This is a genomic window from Armatimonadota bacterium (genome assembly GCA_023511795.1).
GTDB lineage: Bacteria > Armatimonadota > UBA5829 > DTJY01 > DTJY01 > JAIMAU01.
The window spans coordinates 1-16,186 of sequence record JAIMAU010000004.1; the positions used below are offsets into that span (position 1 = coordinate 1).

The following is a 16,186-nucleotide window of genomic DNA, read 5'->3' on the forward strand; positions in this document are numbered from 1 at the left end:
GTGTAGGGCCCGTGATCAACGAACCACCGAGGTTTCGGAAAATCCCAATGCGCCACTGCTTTGCCCCCAAAAATTGACGCATTCGCCCATCGATTTGCCCCTTCCCACAATTCCTTCAACCAGTAGGGGGAAAACAATACATCATCATCTGCATATGCTATGATTTCCCCCTTTGCTTCCAAAATAGCCCGATTTCTAGCATTGGAAAGTCCCTGACGCTCTTCAAACACATATCGAACACCTGGGTGACTTGAAAAAAATTCAGCTACTTCCGGCGTATCATCGGTGGAGCCATTATCAACCAGTAGCAATTCGTATGGTATGCTTTCTAGATGCTCCTGTTTAAAAAAGCTGTCAAGAGCATCCTTCAACATATCACTCCGGTTGTATGTACAAATTGCAATAGTAATCATAATAAACCCAAATTCAGGCAACCATGGCAGCACGGTTTCCAAGCACTTCGTGGTAAACCTCCTCCAAAGAGTCAATAGAGCGTTCCCAAGTAAAGTTCTTCTCCACATAGTGCCTGCCGAGCATGCCTAGCGTTTTTCGACGATCACTGTCGCGCATAAGGCAAACTATTGCCTCTGCCATTCCACTAGGGTCCGACGCAACAATAACGCCGTTCTCCTCGCAAGCCCCAATACCGCCATTCGCAGCTGGCGTCATCACCACCGGAACACCCATTGCCAAAGACTGGAGCACTTTATTCTGCATTCCAGAAGCAAATCTCAAAGGAGCAACTGTTGTAGCACATCGCCAAATATAAGGACGGACATCATCTACAGTGCCGGTAACGACAACACCGTCTTGATTGTTAAGTTTCTGCACCTCAGGCAAAGGATTCTTCCCAACAATGTAAGCCTTTGCAGCTGGGGACACTTCGCGCACTAATGGCCATACCTTATTTGCAAAATATACAGCGGCATCTACGTTAGGAATGTAATCCATTGCACCTACAAAGCACACCATATGCCTGTCATACATTTTCTCACATTGCTGGTAGTATTCCAGGTCAACACCATTTGGCACAACGGCTATTTTCTCTCGAGGGCAGTTAATTGCTGCTGCATCTCGCTCAGAAATTACCAACACCCTATCTGCAAACGAACCAATGAATGCCTCCATCTCCCGATAGCCCTTCAGCCACCACCATGACCTTAGCCAACCACCATGCAATGGCGACTGCAGTGACACTGCATCGCAGATGTCAACCACCACAGGAATTCCCTTAATTCTAAAACAGTGCCTCGCAGTGGGCATATTAGCATGTATAATATCCGGCTGGAAATTTTCGATTGAACGTATCAATGCCTTTTCAAAATCATAATCAAGCCACCAAGGCTCCACATTAAATGACAAAGACCAAAGCATTCGGTTTGCAAATCTAGTTACTTTTGATGCACATGGCGGCTTCAACTGGATGACCTCGATGCTGTCAACGAAATCCTCGAGTCGCCGGATATCCTCGCTTGTCCAAGTAACTTGGCTCGTACACACTAAGAGCCGCACCAAATTCTTTCTGGCTAATCCCTTTAGAAAGCGGTAATGCCTTAGGTCTCCAGTCATCTCCGAAACAGGCAGAATATGGCTTAAATACAAAATTCTCATGATATTGAACTCCGCAGAGCCTTCATAAAGCCGTATACACCTGGCATGTAAAGGCGAAAAAGATGCTTCAGTATATTCTCTTCACCATCGTTGAATGATCTAGTTGCCAATCTATAAAGAGCATACTTCTTGGCTTTGGATAGGTTGCCAATCTTCTCAAAATGGGTTGATAATAAATAGTATCTTCTTGAAATTGCAGGCCGAATTATCGACCTATGTCTGCCGTGAAAATAGTTATCCACTAACCCATAGATCTTCAGCTCACCTTGAAGAAATAACTCACCCTTGGGGCCAAACTTTGCCGCGCCGCCTGCTGTGGCCGCTTCAGTTCGTCTGCGATAAGCACCCATGGTTTGTTTGATGTAGCCAATCTTTCCGAACTGAGAGAGAATGACAAAAAATGGCCAATCACCAAACGGCAGGTCATAATACCAGTCTGGGAATTGCCGAATGAAGCCATTCCTAAAAACCACGGATGACGTGGGGATAAAGTTGTCCCTTAAAATATCCTCGATATCCATCGTCTCAGGTCGCTCGTTCTGGATATAAACTGGTTCCCCAGTACAATCCTCAAAAACGTTCTCAACGTCATGAAAACACATGATACACTCCGGATGGCTATCTAGGTAATCAACCTGAGTTTGCAGTTTTCTAGGCGACGTCCAGTAATCATCGCCATCCAATAAAGCTATATATTGACCTCTGCAAATTGCCAAAGAACGAGTGAAGTTCCTGTTCGCACCGATATTTTGCTCGGCACAAGGCGCCACCATTTTGTTGGGATACCTTTGCATGTATTCATTGATTATTTCTCGCGTTCCATCGGTTGAGCAATCATCGCCAACTACAATTTCAAAGTCGAAATTTGTCTCTTGAGAAAGTACGCTATCGATTGCCTTCCTGATGTATTTCGCGTGATTATAAGTAATCATTAAAACACTTAAACGCATCTCAACACCAAAGCTGTAATTTTCGCCTCGTATCAGGCAGCCATGACAAATTCCCCTAACAAACGCTCCTTAATCTCCCCTCCGTTTATTACAGCAGTCTGAATGATCTCGCAAACCTTGGCAATCTCCTTTGGCCCAACAGCAGTTCCAGTTGGGAGAAGAAGCACTCTCCGGCATAATTTTTCCGTCTCTGGTAACACAAGTCCAGCATGCGGAAAATACGACTTATAGGGCTCCATTCGGTGGCAACCAGGATAAAAGTAGCGGCGTGCGATGACATTTTCCGCATGTAAAATTCTCACAAGAAGGTCTCTATCTATTCCCGCTTGTCCTTCGTCGATTTCCAGCACGACATATTGGTAATTGCATTTTTCCGACTCGTCATAGGTAACCATGGTTACTCCAGGAATTCCAGCAAGCTGTCGCCGATACAACAAATAATTACGCTTATTGATAGCTATAACTTCTTCCATACTCTCAAGCGATGTTAAGCCCATAGCTGCCGATATTTCGCTCATCTTACCATTCGTGCCAATATAAATCACATTATCATACCCAGCAAACCCGAAATTTTTCATAAGTCGAATTTTATTAGCAAGTTCATCGTTGTTGGTAGTGACCGCACCACCCTCAAAGGTATTCAAAAACTTAGTGGCATGAAAACTGAATACTTCTGCTTCTCCGAAGTTGCCAATCATCGTACCATTATATGAGCAGGCGAACGCATGGGCGGCGTCAAAAATTAACCTCAGGCCATGTTTGTCGGCTATGCTTTGAAGGGCCTCAACATCACAAGGTCTACCCCAAATGTGAACTCCTATGATGCCCGTTGTGCGAGGCGTGATCATATCCTCTACTCGGTTCGGATTAATGTTATGGGTCAGCGGGTCGATGTCACAAAATACGGGGGTAATCTCTTGCCACTGAAGCGCGTGCGCGGTAGCTATAAATGTAAAAGCAGGTACAATTACCTCTCCTTTTAAGCCGAGCGCCTTGATAACTATCTCCAAGGCAACCGTGGCATTGCACATCGCTATGCAGTGCTTTGCGCCTGTCAGTTCCGCAATCTTTTGCTCGAATTCCTCAACGTAGGGTCCATGATTGGTTAACCATCGTCTGTCTAGCATTTCTCCTATGCGTTCTAGTAGGCGCTCACGATTGCCAATATTAGGCCGACCAACATGAAGCTTTTCGCTAAACGTCGGGACACCGCTAAAAATCGCCAAAGAGTCAACCTGCGACTTCATTTGTGCCTCCTTGCCCTTTCGTCAAAGCCCAATCATTAGAGCATATTCCCATAACAACGACGTCTTTGAATGCACCACCCTTGAACGCATGCTGTCGAAGCCGGCCTTCTACTGCAAACCCGCATTTTTCATATGTCCGGATTGCAGGTTCATTGTCTGCCAAAACAAATAAGTAAACCCTATGGAGTCCTAGATCTTGGAACGCGTGCCGTAGCATCTGATTAACTGCTATAGTTCCATACCCATTTGAGCGTTCGTTCGGTTCACCAATAAAAATATGAAGTTCAGCCCTACGTGAAACCCAGTCAATATTTCTGAGGTAGACATTGCCAATATGCCTACCGCCATCTGTCAAGCAAATTGCCAGACTTACCTCGTTAGCAGAATACGACGATGCTTTTCGAAGCCACTCTTCCTCACTAGCTCTGCTAACATACCTAAACACGCCACCCAAAGACTCATATAGCTTGGGGTCATTGTGCCACTTATAAGTCCTCTCAAGATCATCAGGTTCAAGGCATCTTAGGTAAACTGGACACATCGCTCACCTTAATTAGAGTTTTTTTATTTTGTTTTCTACCCAAATTCACCAAGACGATAAGTAGGAAAGTAATCTGTCTGTGTGATGCCCTTTGCATCAACAATCTGCCTGTATTTAATCGGAGTCAAAATAGCTCCACAAAAATAAGCCATTCTCGTACCAGATGCCCAACCTCGCTTGAAAGCAGCAAGTCCCTCTGACGCACCATCATGAACGCCTGGAACGCCCCCTGTATCAACCCATCGGATTTTTCCCTTGGAAAGATGCTCAAAGGAAGCCCAAGTCATTGCATAAGAAGCTCTGGTCTTATAGCCGATTTCACTCATTGACATCAAATGACCATAAGCAATATCCCCATGCACATAGTAAGTCTGAAGGCCAACCGTAATACCTTGATATACCGCCCGAAACATTTGGAATCCTGGAACTCTAAATTGGTCTGCAAATGACTTCTTTGAAAATGCTTTTATGCCCGTTAGCCCCTCACGCTCAACGAGACCCCCATAGAGCGTCACCCATTCATCCAAATGCTTAAGTGGGTCCTCACACAACTCCACTTTAATCTCTCTGAGTGCTCGCCTTGCCCAATAGCGGTGCTTCTCTGCAACAAAACTAGCCAACGGCTGGCTTAGATCTGCAACAAAGTGCTCCTTAAAAGGTTTAACAACGTCAAAGCATTCTTGGAGGTAAGAGATATCATAATCACCAAATGGGTCTGCTACGAGTGCTATGCTAACCAAGTCATTCCTTAGGTTCTCAATATCCTTTTTTAAGTTTGACCAATCACGACATTGGAAAATCGGATAACAACCCATAGCGTCTCTCTCGGATGTGCCAGGAATCTGCCGCTCTAGAACCCATGCGCCACATTCTGGCAGTTCTCGCGGAACACCGAACTCCGAAAGTGATTTTGCATAATCCGGATGGAGGTAACCAGTCACCTGTAAACTTCCTTTCTAATTATGCTAGCGACACGATTCATATCATCAGCGCTGTATCTTTGATCGCATGGTATCATCATAATATCGCCAGCTAGTCGGTGGCTTTCCCGAAATTCTTGCGGAACAACGCCCGCTATTGGCCAGTGAACAGGCGGATAGATATCCTCAGCAAAAAGAACCTCCCTAAGGCTGTCGCGATTTCTAACCCTTATCGGAAACCCAAGTGGCACGATGCCTTTTGAGAGATTTGGAAACACAGCAATCTCCTTAAGACATTCAGCAAGCACAAGATAGTTTTCAATTCGCCGTCTTGCGATTTCTTGGTAGTTGAACGCATACATCAACAGAACTCTCGAAAGTTCGCTCATCGAATAGCGTGCCGCCTTATTCTCAGCTTCAACCTCTTTATAAAGGTCGTACCATTCGCGAGAACCACCACAAATGTCAAACTGCCATCTAAGGATTAGTGAGGTTACTGATTTCATCCACCAATCTGCAGGTGGGCGCTCAAGTTGAATGTCAGAAACATTTATCTCCTGTGTATTAATGTTTAAAATTCCACCGTCGGGTATACCTAAGAACTTTCTTGGACTAAACACTACGAAGTCCGCCAGCTTTCCGACACCATTTGTTAGCAACGCCTGGCAAGCATCCTCTAAAACCCATGCTCCCCTATTCTTAGCATCAACTATATATTCTGTGCTGAAATGCCATCCAAAGTAGTCAATAAAAATAACCAAATCGCCCTCTTTTACTTCATTCATCCAGCCATCATGGTCGGGTTGTAAGTTGTAGTTCACAGGAAAGAATCGAACTTTCTGCATTTTTATCCCACTTAGGATAGTGTGGCATAAATACGATGGCACCCAAATATTAGCTGGCAATAATAAGTCAGCTACCAATGCTATGCATGACCGCGCGTTTGACATTAGAATGCTGTCTTCCTTCATAAAAGGAGGGAGACAACTTCGTTCTTGAGCAAGTGGGAAACCAAACATACCTCCAATTATGCTCATATCAGCCCAAAATCCCTCGAAATGAAATCACAATCTTATACAATCGAAGCAGTATCACGAGATGGCAACCCTGGAATCACTAAATCCGTAGTCCAGTCGAGTTTAGGGCGCACTACTCCTTCGACCTTGCCCCGCCATTCACCCCGAGTCTCTGGGTCGTCAAAAATATCGAAAGCTAATATATCCTCATGGGTGTAGATTACTTTCCCACCATCTTTTACAACCATGAGGTTGACACGATACGTGTTGTCGTTCATTAGGTCACCGGGTATGCAGCAGATGGTGCGGAAAAGACCTACTGGAAATGGCCGCCCATGCCAAACCGGCTCATTGACGGGCGCTGGATTTATCACCAGGACCCCTTGTGCATTATAGATATGCAGACATAGGTGAATACGTGCGTCAGGTTCGAGGTTCCAGTAATCAAACTCAAGTCTGAAAGGCGTATGAACGGTAATTTGTCCGCCTCCGTTCTCGGCTCGCGCACAAGCGCGGCAAATTCGCACCTTATCATTTCCTGGGGCAGTTGAAATATCATCCCAAACCTGTTCGGTTAGGAAAGTTGCGTCTGCTTGGAGGTAATCTGCCACGACTTTTGATGCCTCCCCAATTTCAGCTATTCGGCCGTGGTCTAACCAAATGGCTCTTCCACAGAGGCTCTGCACTGCTGCCATGTTGTGACTCACAAAAATTACTGTGCGTCCACTTGTAGTCACTTCGCCCATTTTCCCCAAGCATTTCTTTTGGAAGGCAATATCACCAACAGCTAAGACCTCATCCACAAGCAGGATTTCTGGGTCAAGGTGTGCAGCTACGGCAAACGCAAGGCGAACATACATTCCCGAGGAGTATCTTTTGACTGGTGTATCAAGGAACCTTTCGATTTCAGAAAATTCAACAATGTCGTCGAATTTTCGCTTTATCTCGGCCCTGCCCATGCCGAGAATCGCTCCATTAAGAAAGATATTTTCGCGACCAGTTAGTTCAGGATGAAAGCCAGTGCCAACCTCCAATAAGCTTGCAACTCGCCCATGTATTGTAATCTTCCCAGTGGTAGGGCAAGTGATTCGGCTGACGATTTTAAGTAGGGTGGATTTACCGGCGCCATTTCGTCCTACAACCCCAAGCCTCTCACCTTGCCCAACCTCAAAATTGACATCTTTAAGAGCCCATAATTCATTCGAAAGTCCGTCTTGTTTTGGGGCGCGTCCATTCAAACGGCAAAGCGCTTTCCGTGCCGCATCCCAAATGATATCGCGAAGGGTATCATAACTTTCCCTGTCCGGCATCCGGCGCCCTAGAACATATTTCTTTCCAAGTCCTTCTACTTTTACGATGCTATCCATAGTTATCAAATTATATCTGCAAAATCGCGTTCCATTTTCCTGAAATGACGAAGCCCGGTAAACAAAACAAGTAAGGTCAGAGCCACGGAAAGTGCAAAACCTGGCCAGTATAGATTAACATTACTCCCAATGATCGCCCATCGGAAACCATCTATTACTCCTACCATAGGGTTGGCTGAATACAACAGTCTCCATTTTTCAGGAATGATATTACTGCTGAAGCCGACGGGTGAAATATATAAACCCATCTGCGTAAGGAATGGGACAATGTATCGAAAATCACGGTACTTCACATTTAGAGCCGACGCCCACAATCCAACACCAAAAGCTGAGAGCACCGCCAGAGCTAAAAAAGCTGGCAGAACAATTATTCGCCAGCTAGGAACAAAATGGTAGAAAACCATTAAAAAGCAAAGAATCACGAATGAAAGAAAGAAATCGATTAGGTTTACAATTACTGTGCTTGCAGGAATTATTACACGCGGAAAATAAACCTTTGTGATTAAGCCAGCACTAGCAACTACACTCCCGCTACAATCATTGAGTGAACCGGCAAACAACTGCCATGGTAGCATAGCGGTGAAAACGAGAATTGGATACGGCACGCCTCCAGAAGGGAGTTTAGCAAGCTTTCCAAAAATTATAGAAAAGACAACCATTGTTAAAACTGGTCTAAGTACACTCCAGGCAACTCCTATCACCGTTTGCTTGTACCTCACAAGAACATCTCGCCATGATAAGAAAAAGAAAAGCTCCCGGTAGCGCCATAGGTCAGCCCAATAATGGTGCTCTTCGCGTCCCGCCTCAATTACCAGTGTATGCTGGAACTTATGAGTCAAAGTTTACTCCGTCTGAATTAGACCTTCGTTTGTAATGTGCAATGGCCTAGCGGTAACAAACAATGCCCAGAGGAACATGCCTGGCGTCCTTATAGACCTTTACCCTTAGCCTTTACTATACAAAACATATATTCCAAAGCGAATTTTAAATGTTTTCTATCCATTAACTGCTACTTTTAAAACAAATGGGCAAGCATTTTGATTGTAGCCTAACAACAACCAAAAGGCGTCAATTACTTGCTTATTCAATGTTTCCCTGTTTCTCAATGTGGGAATATCACTTAAAAATTAAACCAGCGGGAGGCCTAGTCTGAGTAGGTACTATAACCGGAAATTAGCAAGTTTTGTATTACTCCTCATTTTATGTAGCCTAACACCAATCACGCTTCATGCACAGCGAGTATTGGTAGTTACAACGGAGCAATATTTACCCGAGCAATGGGCGTTACCAATCTATAACGGCGAATTCATAATAGCCGACCTTGTCGGAGCAGGATTACCATTTGATGTAGTCACATATGGCAGATTTGTAAATATGGATTTAGGCGACCATGACATAATCTTCCTCAGCGGTCATACATCACCCACAACAGTTAGCGCAGTTTATGCAAAATGCCAGGCCGCATTATCTGAAGGTCGAAAGATATTTATAAACGGCGAACTGCCATACATGCGTTTTTCAACGGAAGGCATACTTCGGGAATACATAAGATTCGGCTTAGACCTCTTCAACGTACAAGATGGTGGCCTTCAATCTGTATCTGGTACACCTATTGTGCCATCGATTATTGAGAAAGACCCAATCGTTACGGCGGTCTCTCTGCCGCCTACTCAATTCAACACGTTTCTTTTTACTACCCAACCCGATATGACCATAAAGTTTGGGGAACATGCAGTTGGGTTCCTTTACCCACAAGGAGGAGCTATAGATGCTTATAGTAACCATACTTTACATTTGTTAGACTATGGGAAGGTTGCAAACTATCTTCGTTATGGAAATCGTCCTCCAATAGGGTTTGCAAATGACCGTATAGAAGGCACTCCAATCGTATCCATTGAAATCCATGCTGATCTCACAAACAATCTGCCCGCAATTGATGCTTTGGAACAAATAGCAACCCAGTACAATATAAAAATGACAGCGCTACTTGTTTATAATTTTCTAACCCCTGAATCAATCGAGAAATGGAATAACATTAGTCCACTTTTTAGCATCGGCTCACATTCTAGATCGCACCATTGGGATTGGACGCCGCGTGATATTTATGTTGAAGTCATAAGCGCCATTGCCGACCAACGAATACTAATTCCCAGAACGATTGACTACTTTAATTTTTCAGGAATGATGAATCCTACTTTACAACAGATTGAACAACTCTACCCCACAAGCATACTTTTTGGAGCCCGTGGTGCCGACCCCAGGAATTGCAAGCTCCCCTCTGGCGAAGACATGATTCTTCAGGGGATTCCAATCAAAAGGCATTGGTTTCAAACTCTTGCGCAATCCACCACTGTACCGTTTTGCCTATCACAAACGATGCCAGACGACATCACACTTTGGCTATATGGATACAACTACTATGAAGAACTAAGAAAAGTTTACCAAGCAAATCTAAAATACGGCTTATACACATACGGCTTTATCCACGATTTAGAGTTCGCACCAGACAGCAACTACTATACTGATGGCGTCCCTCTAGCCGATCTCGTTAGAGCCGGTATTGCATACATGGTTGACCAAGGCGCGAAGTTTATACCCACAGAAGACCTTGTCCGCAGACTTCGGGACTTCATAGGGGGCCGTATTTTCTATACCTCTAACCCCGATGGAAGCGTAACTGTTACCGCAATCAGACCGGAAGGAGTTTTAAATGAGATAAAGGTAGGCGTTAATGGCGACCGAGTACCCTATGCCTATGGAGAATCCGTATTGTCTCAGCACCAAACAGAGGAGCGAGTTTATATTACTCTAAAACCAGAGACCACTAGCACCATAACTATCCGATGGTTAAAACCTGGCACACCACTGCCCCCCGTTGTTACTGCTCCCAAAGGATATATATCTAATGCGTCCATTGCAGAGTGGGAGGAAGCCGAGAAACAAGATGCAATTTATGAATACCAATATGCCGTTGGAACTCAACCTGGCAGCACAGATGCGCTTGATTGGACTTCTGCCGGAACCTCAAATTCCGCCGTGCTGACCGATGCAAATTTAACCCATGGCGAAACTTATTATGTATCCGTAAGAGCTCGGTATTCAGATGGCGACTGGAGCGACCCTGGATCTTCAGAAGCCCTTATGGCTGACCTCACACCACCGCCACCACCATCAGTCACCGACGATGGCGTAGAACAAATCTCCACTTCTTGTCTTCGTGCAAACTGGACAACTTTCGATCCTGAATCTGGAATATCATGCTATCAATATGCTGTTGGCACTACGCCAGGCTCGATGGATATAAAAGACTGGACATTGACCGATGAAACCCAAATTGAACTAACCGATTTGAACCTTACACCAGGTGAGACATATTACATTTCCATCAAGGCATGCAATGGCTCAAACCTCTGGGGATTGCCTGGAGTTTCTGATGGGATATACATCCTACCTTGTGATTCTGTAACAATTGGCACTGCCCGACGGTCGCCAGATGGAAGGCCAGTCCATCTTTCAAACGGCATCGTTACAGTAGTATTTCAAGATGAATTTTATATTGAGGACGCCAACAGGGCATCAGGAATAAAAATACTATCCAATGCGCTTGTAAACGTGGGTGATATTGTAGAAGTCAAAGGGAAAGTAACAGGTAATGAAGTGGAACGGTTCATAACTAACGCAGAAGTAACATCTATTGGTACTGGTGCCGCGATCGAACCAATTTTTATGTGCAACTATTCAGTGGCGGGAGCCGCCGATGATATAGTCCCTGGTGCTACTGGTAGCATAAGTCTGAATAATGTTGGCTTATTAATAACAACTACAGGGCGAATTAAAGCAATAGCTTCGGACCATATTTATATTTCCGACGGTTCCGTTCCCAGAGAAGGAGTAACTCGGTCAGGAATAAAGGTTCTAGTATCTAATACAACCAACTTGGAGATAGGAATGCTAGTAGCAGTTACAGGCATTAGTAATCTTGAAAAAGAAGGCGAAACCCTAATGCGAGTAGTTCGCACCCGCGCACCCACTGATATAGCTATCCTTGCACCCTAAGCGCTTTTATGTAGAATATTCGGTGGCTTTTCAAGAAGACGATAATACGTATCTCTTTTGCAAGGTACAAAACCAGCTTCTTGAATTGCCGACCGAATCTCATCCTCAGTTAGCCGAAAGTTAACACCTGCCGCAGCCACCACATTTTCTTCAATCATAGTGCCACCAAGATCATTTGCTCCGAAAAACAAGGCAATTTGTCCAATTTTTAACCCTTGTGTGACCCATGACGCTTGAATGTTAATAAAATTATCCAAAAACAGACGAGAAATCGCGAGAGTCCGAAGATAGTCATGACCACCTACACTTGAGCCATTCAAAGCAGTGTTCAAAGGTTGAAATGTCCATGGGATAAATGCTGTAAAACCGCCAGTTCGGTCTTGCAAATTGCGGATTCTTGCCAAATGCTCGATTCGGTTGGCATATGTCTCGATATGGCCAAACATCATTGTAGCTGTTGTAGGCATGCCAAGCAGCTGGGCTGTTTCCATCACCTTAATCCACTCATCAGCAGTGCACTTATTGGGGCTGACCAAAACTCTAGGACCATCCGCTAGTATTTCAGCCCCGCCGCCTGGAAGCGAATCTAAGCCAGCATCCTTAAGTCGGCGAATGGTTTCTTCAATGCTTATATTCGAAATCCGCGCTATGTGCACAATCTCTGGTGGAGAAAAAGAATGCAAGTGGATATTGAATCGCTCCTTTATCCTGCGAACGAGTGACTCGTAGTATTCAATCTTTAGCGTTGGGTGCAATCCACCTTGCATAAGGATTTGGGTCGCACCTAGTTCAACTGCCTCCGCAATTTTTCTGTGGATTTCATCTTTAGAGAGCAAATAAGAATCTGGTGAATCGGCGCTCCGAAAAAAGGCGCAAAACTTGCATTTCGATACACAAATATTTGTGTAATTGATGTTTCGGTCGCAAACATAAGTCCTGTATGGCTCCGGATGCATCCGCCTGCAAACCGCATCAGCAGCTAAACCCAGCTCTGCAAGAGAAGCCTTCTCAAAAAGAAGATTTCCCTCTTCGCAGCTAATCCTGTTTCCCTCAACTGCCTTATCCAAAATTGCTAGAACAGCCTTCATATGGTTAGAGCTCTGTTGCGTCACCAAAAAACTTTATTGGAACTGAGGGAATATTCACTCCCAGCTGGCGAATTTTCCCCTGGAAAACCTCTAAAGATTCCAGATGCTCCTTAGTAAGATTATAGTCCATAATCTCGCTAAGGTAATGATAGCATTTCTCATAAGATAGCCCTAGTCTCTGGGATTCCGATTCAGCGATTGTGCTCAGTGTATCAAGCCCATTCTGTTTAGCTCTCTGCAGTATTTTTGTTAGCTCTGATGAAGCCATTTCAGGATTGACAGCCCAAACAGCAAATACAAAAGGGAGGCGAGTCAGCGAAAACCATTCTGAACCCAAGTCTATCTCAGCCCAACGTCCTGGCGGAACTTTCATCGTTGTATCGCCAATGACTACTGCTGCATCACAAACACTCAGCATTTCATCTACCCGTGGCTGCATTGGTATAAATTGGGGCGTCAGATTGTATTGTTCACGAAGTATAACCTTTGCAAGTAAGACAGATGTAAGCGAGCTCGTGTCGAGTGCAACCCTCTTGGCTTTCTCGATTTTGTTCTTGTAGAAAATCTTGACACTTTCTGCTATTCCGCGACATGAAATACTTATTTTAGGTACGATTTGCAGGTTTGGATTCATAAAGCAAGCAACCGATGATACTAATCCCGCAGCAATTTCATCTTCCCTGAGCATGTCTGCCAACCTGGAGGGAACATCAACAACGAGTTCAACCTTCGATTCAGAATCCAGACCATAAGTAAGAGGTTTGCCATTTAAATATGGAATTGTCCCAAGCCTAAATTTCAATGCCTTACCTCATTGTAAAGCGTATCGCGCTCCACGGGAACCGTGCCTGTCTCGGAGATTAACCGCGTAATTTCGGCTACCGACAGGCCCTCAGGGGTTTCAGCGCCAGCCGAATGAGTGATTTTTTCCTCAACAACAGTGCCGTCGAAGTCATCAGCTCCGAAGCTCAGAGCAACTTGGGCAAGTTTTAACCCAAACATAATCCAGAAAACCTTAATATGCGGAAAATTGTCAAGCATCAAGCGCGATACTGCTATGATTTTTAGGTCCTCAACGCCCGACGACCGCTTACTTTGATGCTCAAGCTCAGTACCTTTTGGATGGAATGAGAGAGGGATAAATGCCAGAAATCCAGAGGTCTCGTCTTGAAGTTCTCGAAGGCGCATCAAATGGTCGATTGTTTCTTCTGGCGTTTCAACATGATGATAAAGCATGGTTGCATTGCTTTTAATTCCTAATTCATGCGCAGTTCGCATTACATCCAGCCATCCCTCTGCGGGCAGCTTCTCAGCACATAACTGAGCCCGCACACGCGGTGAAAACACCTCGGCTCCACCTCCAGGAAGCGACCCAAGCCCAGCATCACGAAGTTTGATTAGAACATCCCTCACACTCAATCCAGATATACGCGAGAAATGTTCAACCTCAACCGCAGTAAATGCCTGCAGATGAACATCCGGCATTCGCTTTTTTAGCTCAGAAAGCATCATCAGGTAGTAATCAAAAGGCAAGCTGGGATGGAGGCCACCAACTATGTGCAATTCAGTAAAATCAACTTCGCGCTTGGCGACCTCAGCCTTTTCTATTACCTCTTCAATTGTAAGTGTATATGCTCCGGGCTCGCTTTCGCTTTTCGAGAATGCGCAGAAGCGGCAGCGGTTCTTGCAAACATTCGTGTAATTGATATGGCGATTGACAACATAGTAAGTTCGATTACTATTTAACCGCCGCCTTATGACGTCTGCCATCCAACCAATTACAGGAAGATTGTTAGATTTTAGTAGCCGCACACCGTCGTCGAAGCTGAGACGCACCCCCTGCTCTACCTTTTCAACAATGTCGCCAATGTCAGATTCAAGTGCTAATCTTCTCACATCATGCCCTTTCTAATTAGGAGGTCGAGCACTGTAAATATCAGGAGTCCAATGCTAACCAAACCGTTGGTGTTGAAGAAAGCTACATCTACTTTGCTGATATCATGCGGTTTTACAAGGCTCTGCTCATATATCAATAACGCCGCTGCCGCTGCCGTCCCTACAAAATACATTCCCCCAAGAGACATTACGGCACCAAATAGAACAAGCAGTGTAATTGCAGCAAAATGGAAAAGTCTTGACACCATTAGCGACCGACGAATACCCAAAAAGCGCGGAATTGAAAATAATCCTTGTGCACGATCAAATTCGATGTCCTGCAAAGCATAAATTATGTCAAAGCCTGCAGTCCAAAACATTACTGCTGCCGAAAGCACGATTGGCGCAAGATTAAACTGACCTCTAACAGCAATCCATGCGCCAACAGGAGCAATTCCAAGCGCTAAACCAAGTACAAGATGCGTAAGCGAGGTAAAACGCTTTGTATATGAATATCCAAGGATTACGATAAGAGCGACCGGAGAAAGTGCAAATGCAAGTGGATTCAGCATATATGCGGCAAAGACGAACGCAGCGGCTGAAAAAAGCGTGAACAACCATACTTCGCTAAGACTCAAAACACCTCTTGGAAGCGCTCTATCCGCGGTGCGTGGGTTCAACCTATCGTATGCAATATCAGCAATGCGATTGAATGCCATTGCTGAACTGCGCGCTCCAACCATTGCTACCAGTATCCAGAAAATAACCCTTCCTTCAGGCAAGCCATCGGCTGCAAGCACCATGCTTATTAAGGCAAAAGGGAGGGCGAAAACCGTGTGTTCAAATTTTATCATCTCTAGGATTGTCTTTAGCTTTCGCAATCCTCGAAATGCAAGATACTTCATTTGCTTGCTCTCTCCCACTCAGGAAGCGCCACATGTGTGATTCCCAATTGCCGCATCACACGGCAGACAACAAAGGAAACTAGGTCTTCTATTGTCTTCGGATTGTGGTAGAATCCCGGAGCCGCAGGAAGTATGGTAGCCCCAGCCTCCGCAAGCATGGTGAGGTTCCTCAGGTGAATTAAGTTAAGCGGGGTTTCGCGAATCACAAGGATAAGAGGCCTCCGTTCTTTTAGACACACATCCGCCGCGCGCGTTACCAAATCATTTGAAACACCGCTAGCAATTCGCCCTACGGTGCCCATCGAACATGGAATAATTACCATGCCTTCGTGTTTTACCGACCCACTGGAAGGAGGAGCAGCAAGGTCAGTCGGAGAAAAGATTTCAACTTTCTTGTAATATCCACCTAATAGCGACTGAGCATCTACTTTATCTGTTGGAAAATCGATTCCAAGTTCAGTTTTAATGACAGCAGTAGCATTCTCGGTCAACGTAAGGTATATCTTCTCATAATATTCCAAAATTGCCTCAAGGAAGCGAACAGCGTAGATGCTCCCGCTTGCACCTGTTATCGCCATTACCAATTTTCGCTCGTCTTCGTTTACCATGT

The 16,186-nt window shown here is 45.0% G+C and carries 15 protein-coding genes; 1 reads left to right on the forward strand and 14 read right to left on the reverse strand.

What is annotated here, in order from left to right:
- The 9 genes from K6T99_05645 to K6T99_05685 all read right to left on the reverse strand — a co-directional run.
- The coding region (locus tag K6T99_05645; protein ID MCL6519295.1) for a glycosyltransferase at positions 1–413 on the reverse strand (413 nt) is incomplete at its 3' end.
- A gap of 13 nt (positions 414–426) precedes the next feature.
- On the reverse strand, positions 427–1,611 hold the full coding sequence (locus K6T99_05650) for a glycosyltransferase (GenBank protein ID MCL6519296.1): 1,185 nt from the start codon (positions 1,609–1,611) through the stop codon (positions 427–429).
- Positions 1,608–2,561: a glycosyltransferase gene (locus K6T99_05655; protein ID MCL6519297.1), complete on the reverse strand. Its 954-nt coding sequence runs from the start codon at positions 2,559–2,561 to the stop codon at positions 1,608–1,610. The genes K6T99_05650 and K6T99_05655 overlap by 4 nt, the downstream gene beginning before the upstream one ends.
- A 32-nt stretch (positions 2,562–2,593) precedes the next feature.
- The gene (locus K6T99_05660; GenBank protein ID MCL6519298.1) at positions 2,594–3,808 is read right to left on the reverse strand and encodes an aminotransferase class I/II-fold pyridoxal phosphate-dependent enzyme; all 1,215 of its coding nucleotides are present in this window, start codon (positions 3,806–3,808) and stop codon (positions 2,594–2,596) included.
- Positions 3,792–4,349 (reverse strand): GNAT family N-acetyltransferase, encoded by a 558-nt coding sequence (locus K6T99_05665; GenBank protein ID MCL6519299.1) that lies wholly within the window; start codon positions 4,347–4,349, stop codon positions 3,792–3,794. The genes K6T99_05660 and K6T99_05665 overlap by 17 nt, the downstream gene beginning before the upstream one ends.
- Positions 4,350–4,384: 35 nt before the next feature.
- The gene (locus K6T99_05670; GenBank protein MCL6519300.1) at positions 4,385–5,290 is read right to left on the reverse strand and encodes a hypothetical protein; all 906 of its coding nucleotides are present in this window, start codon (positions 5,288–5,290) and stop codon (positions 4,385–4,387) included.
- Positions 5,287–6,219 (reverse strand): DegT/DnrJ/EryC1/StrS family aminotransferase, encoded by a 933-nt coding sequence (locus K6T99_05675; protein ID MCL6519301.1) that lies wholly within the window; start codon positions 6,217–6,219, stop codon positions 5,287–5,289. The genes K6T99_05670 and K6T99_05675 overlap by 4 nt, the downstream gene beginning before the upstream one ends.
- Before the next feature lie 122 nt (positions 6,220–6,341).
- Positions 6,342–7,652, reverse strand: a complete 1,311-nt coding sequence (locus K6T99_05680) for an ABC transporter ATP-binding protein (GenBank protein MCL6519302.1) — start codon at positions 7,650–7,652, stop codon at positions 6,342–6,344.
- A gap of 5 nt (positions 7,653–7,657) precedes the next feature.
- Positions 7,658–8,491, reverse strand: a complete 834-nt coding sequence (locus K6T99_05685) for an ABC transporter permease (protein ID MCL6519303.1) — start codon at positions 8,489–8,491, stop codon at positions 7,658–7,660.
- 403 nt (positions 8,492–8,894) lie between these two features.
- Between K6T99_05685 and K6T99_05690 the strand changes: the two genes are divergently transcribed.
- The gene (locus tag K6T99_05690; GenBank protein MCL6519304.1) at positions 8,895–11,708 is read left to right on the forward strand and encodes a hypothetical protein; all 2,814 of its coding nucleotides are present in this window, start codon (positions 8,895–8,897) and stop codon (positions 11,706–11,708) included.
- On the opposite strand, the gene mqnC is transcribed toward K6T99_05690, so the two are convergent.
- The 5 genes from mqnC to K6T99_05715 are packed head-to-tail and all read right to left on the reverse strand — an operon-like array spanning position 11,705 to position 16,184.
- Positions 11,705–12,796 carry a dehypoxanthine futalosine cyclase gene (gene mqnC / locus K6T99_05695; GenBank protein ID MCL6519305.1) on the reverse strand — a complete coding sequence of 364 codons (1,092 nt, stop codon included), beginning with the start codon at positions 12,794–12,796 and terminating at the stop codon, positions 11,705–11,707. The genes K6T99_05690 and mqnC overlap by 4 nt on opposite strands.
- 4 nt (positions 12,797–12,800) lie before the next feature.
- The gene (locus K6T99_05700) at positions 12,801–13,598 is read right to left on the reverse strand and encodes a menaquinone biosynthesis protein (protein ID MCL6519306.1); all 798 of its coding nucleotides are present in this window, start codon (positions 13,596–13,598) and stop codon (positions 12,801–12,803) included.
- Positions 13,595–14,692 carry an aminofutalosine synthase MqnE gene (gene mqnE / locus K6T99_05705; protein MCL6519307.1) on the reverse strand — a complete coding sequence of 366 codons (1,098 nt, stop codon included), beginning with the start codon at positions 14,690–14,692 and terminating at the stop codon, positions 13,595–13,597. The genes K6T99_05700 and mqnE overlap by 4 nt, the downstream gene beginning before the upstream one ends.
- Positions 14,689–15,576 (reverse strand): putative 4-hydroxybenzoate polyprenyltransferase, encoded by an 888-nt coding sequence (gene ubiA, locus K6T99_05710; GenBank protein ID MCL6519308.1) that lies wholly within the window; start codon positions 15,574–15,576, stop codon positions 14,689–14,691. The genes mqnE and ubiA overlap by 4 nt, the downstream gene beginning before the upstream one ends.
- Entirely contained in the window at positions 15,573–16,184 is a 612-nt protein-coding gene (locus K6T99_05715; GenBank protein ID MCL6519309.1) for a UbiX family flavin prenyltransferase, read from the reverse strand. Before K6T99_05715 ends, ubiA begins: the two co-directional genes overlap by 4 nt.
- Positions 16,185–16,186 lie beyond the last annotated feature (2 nt).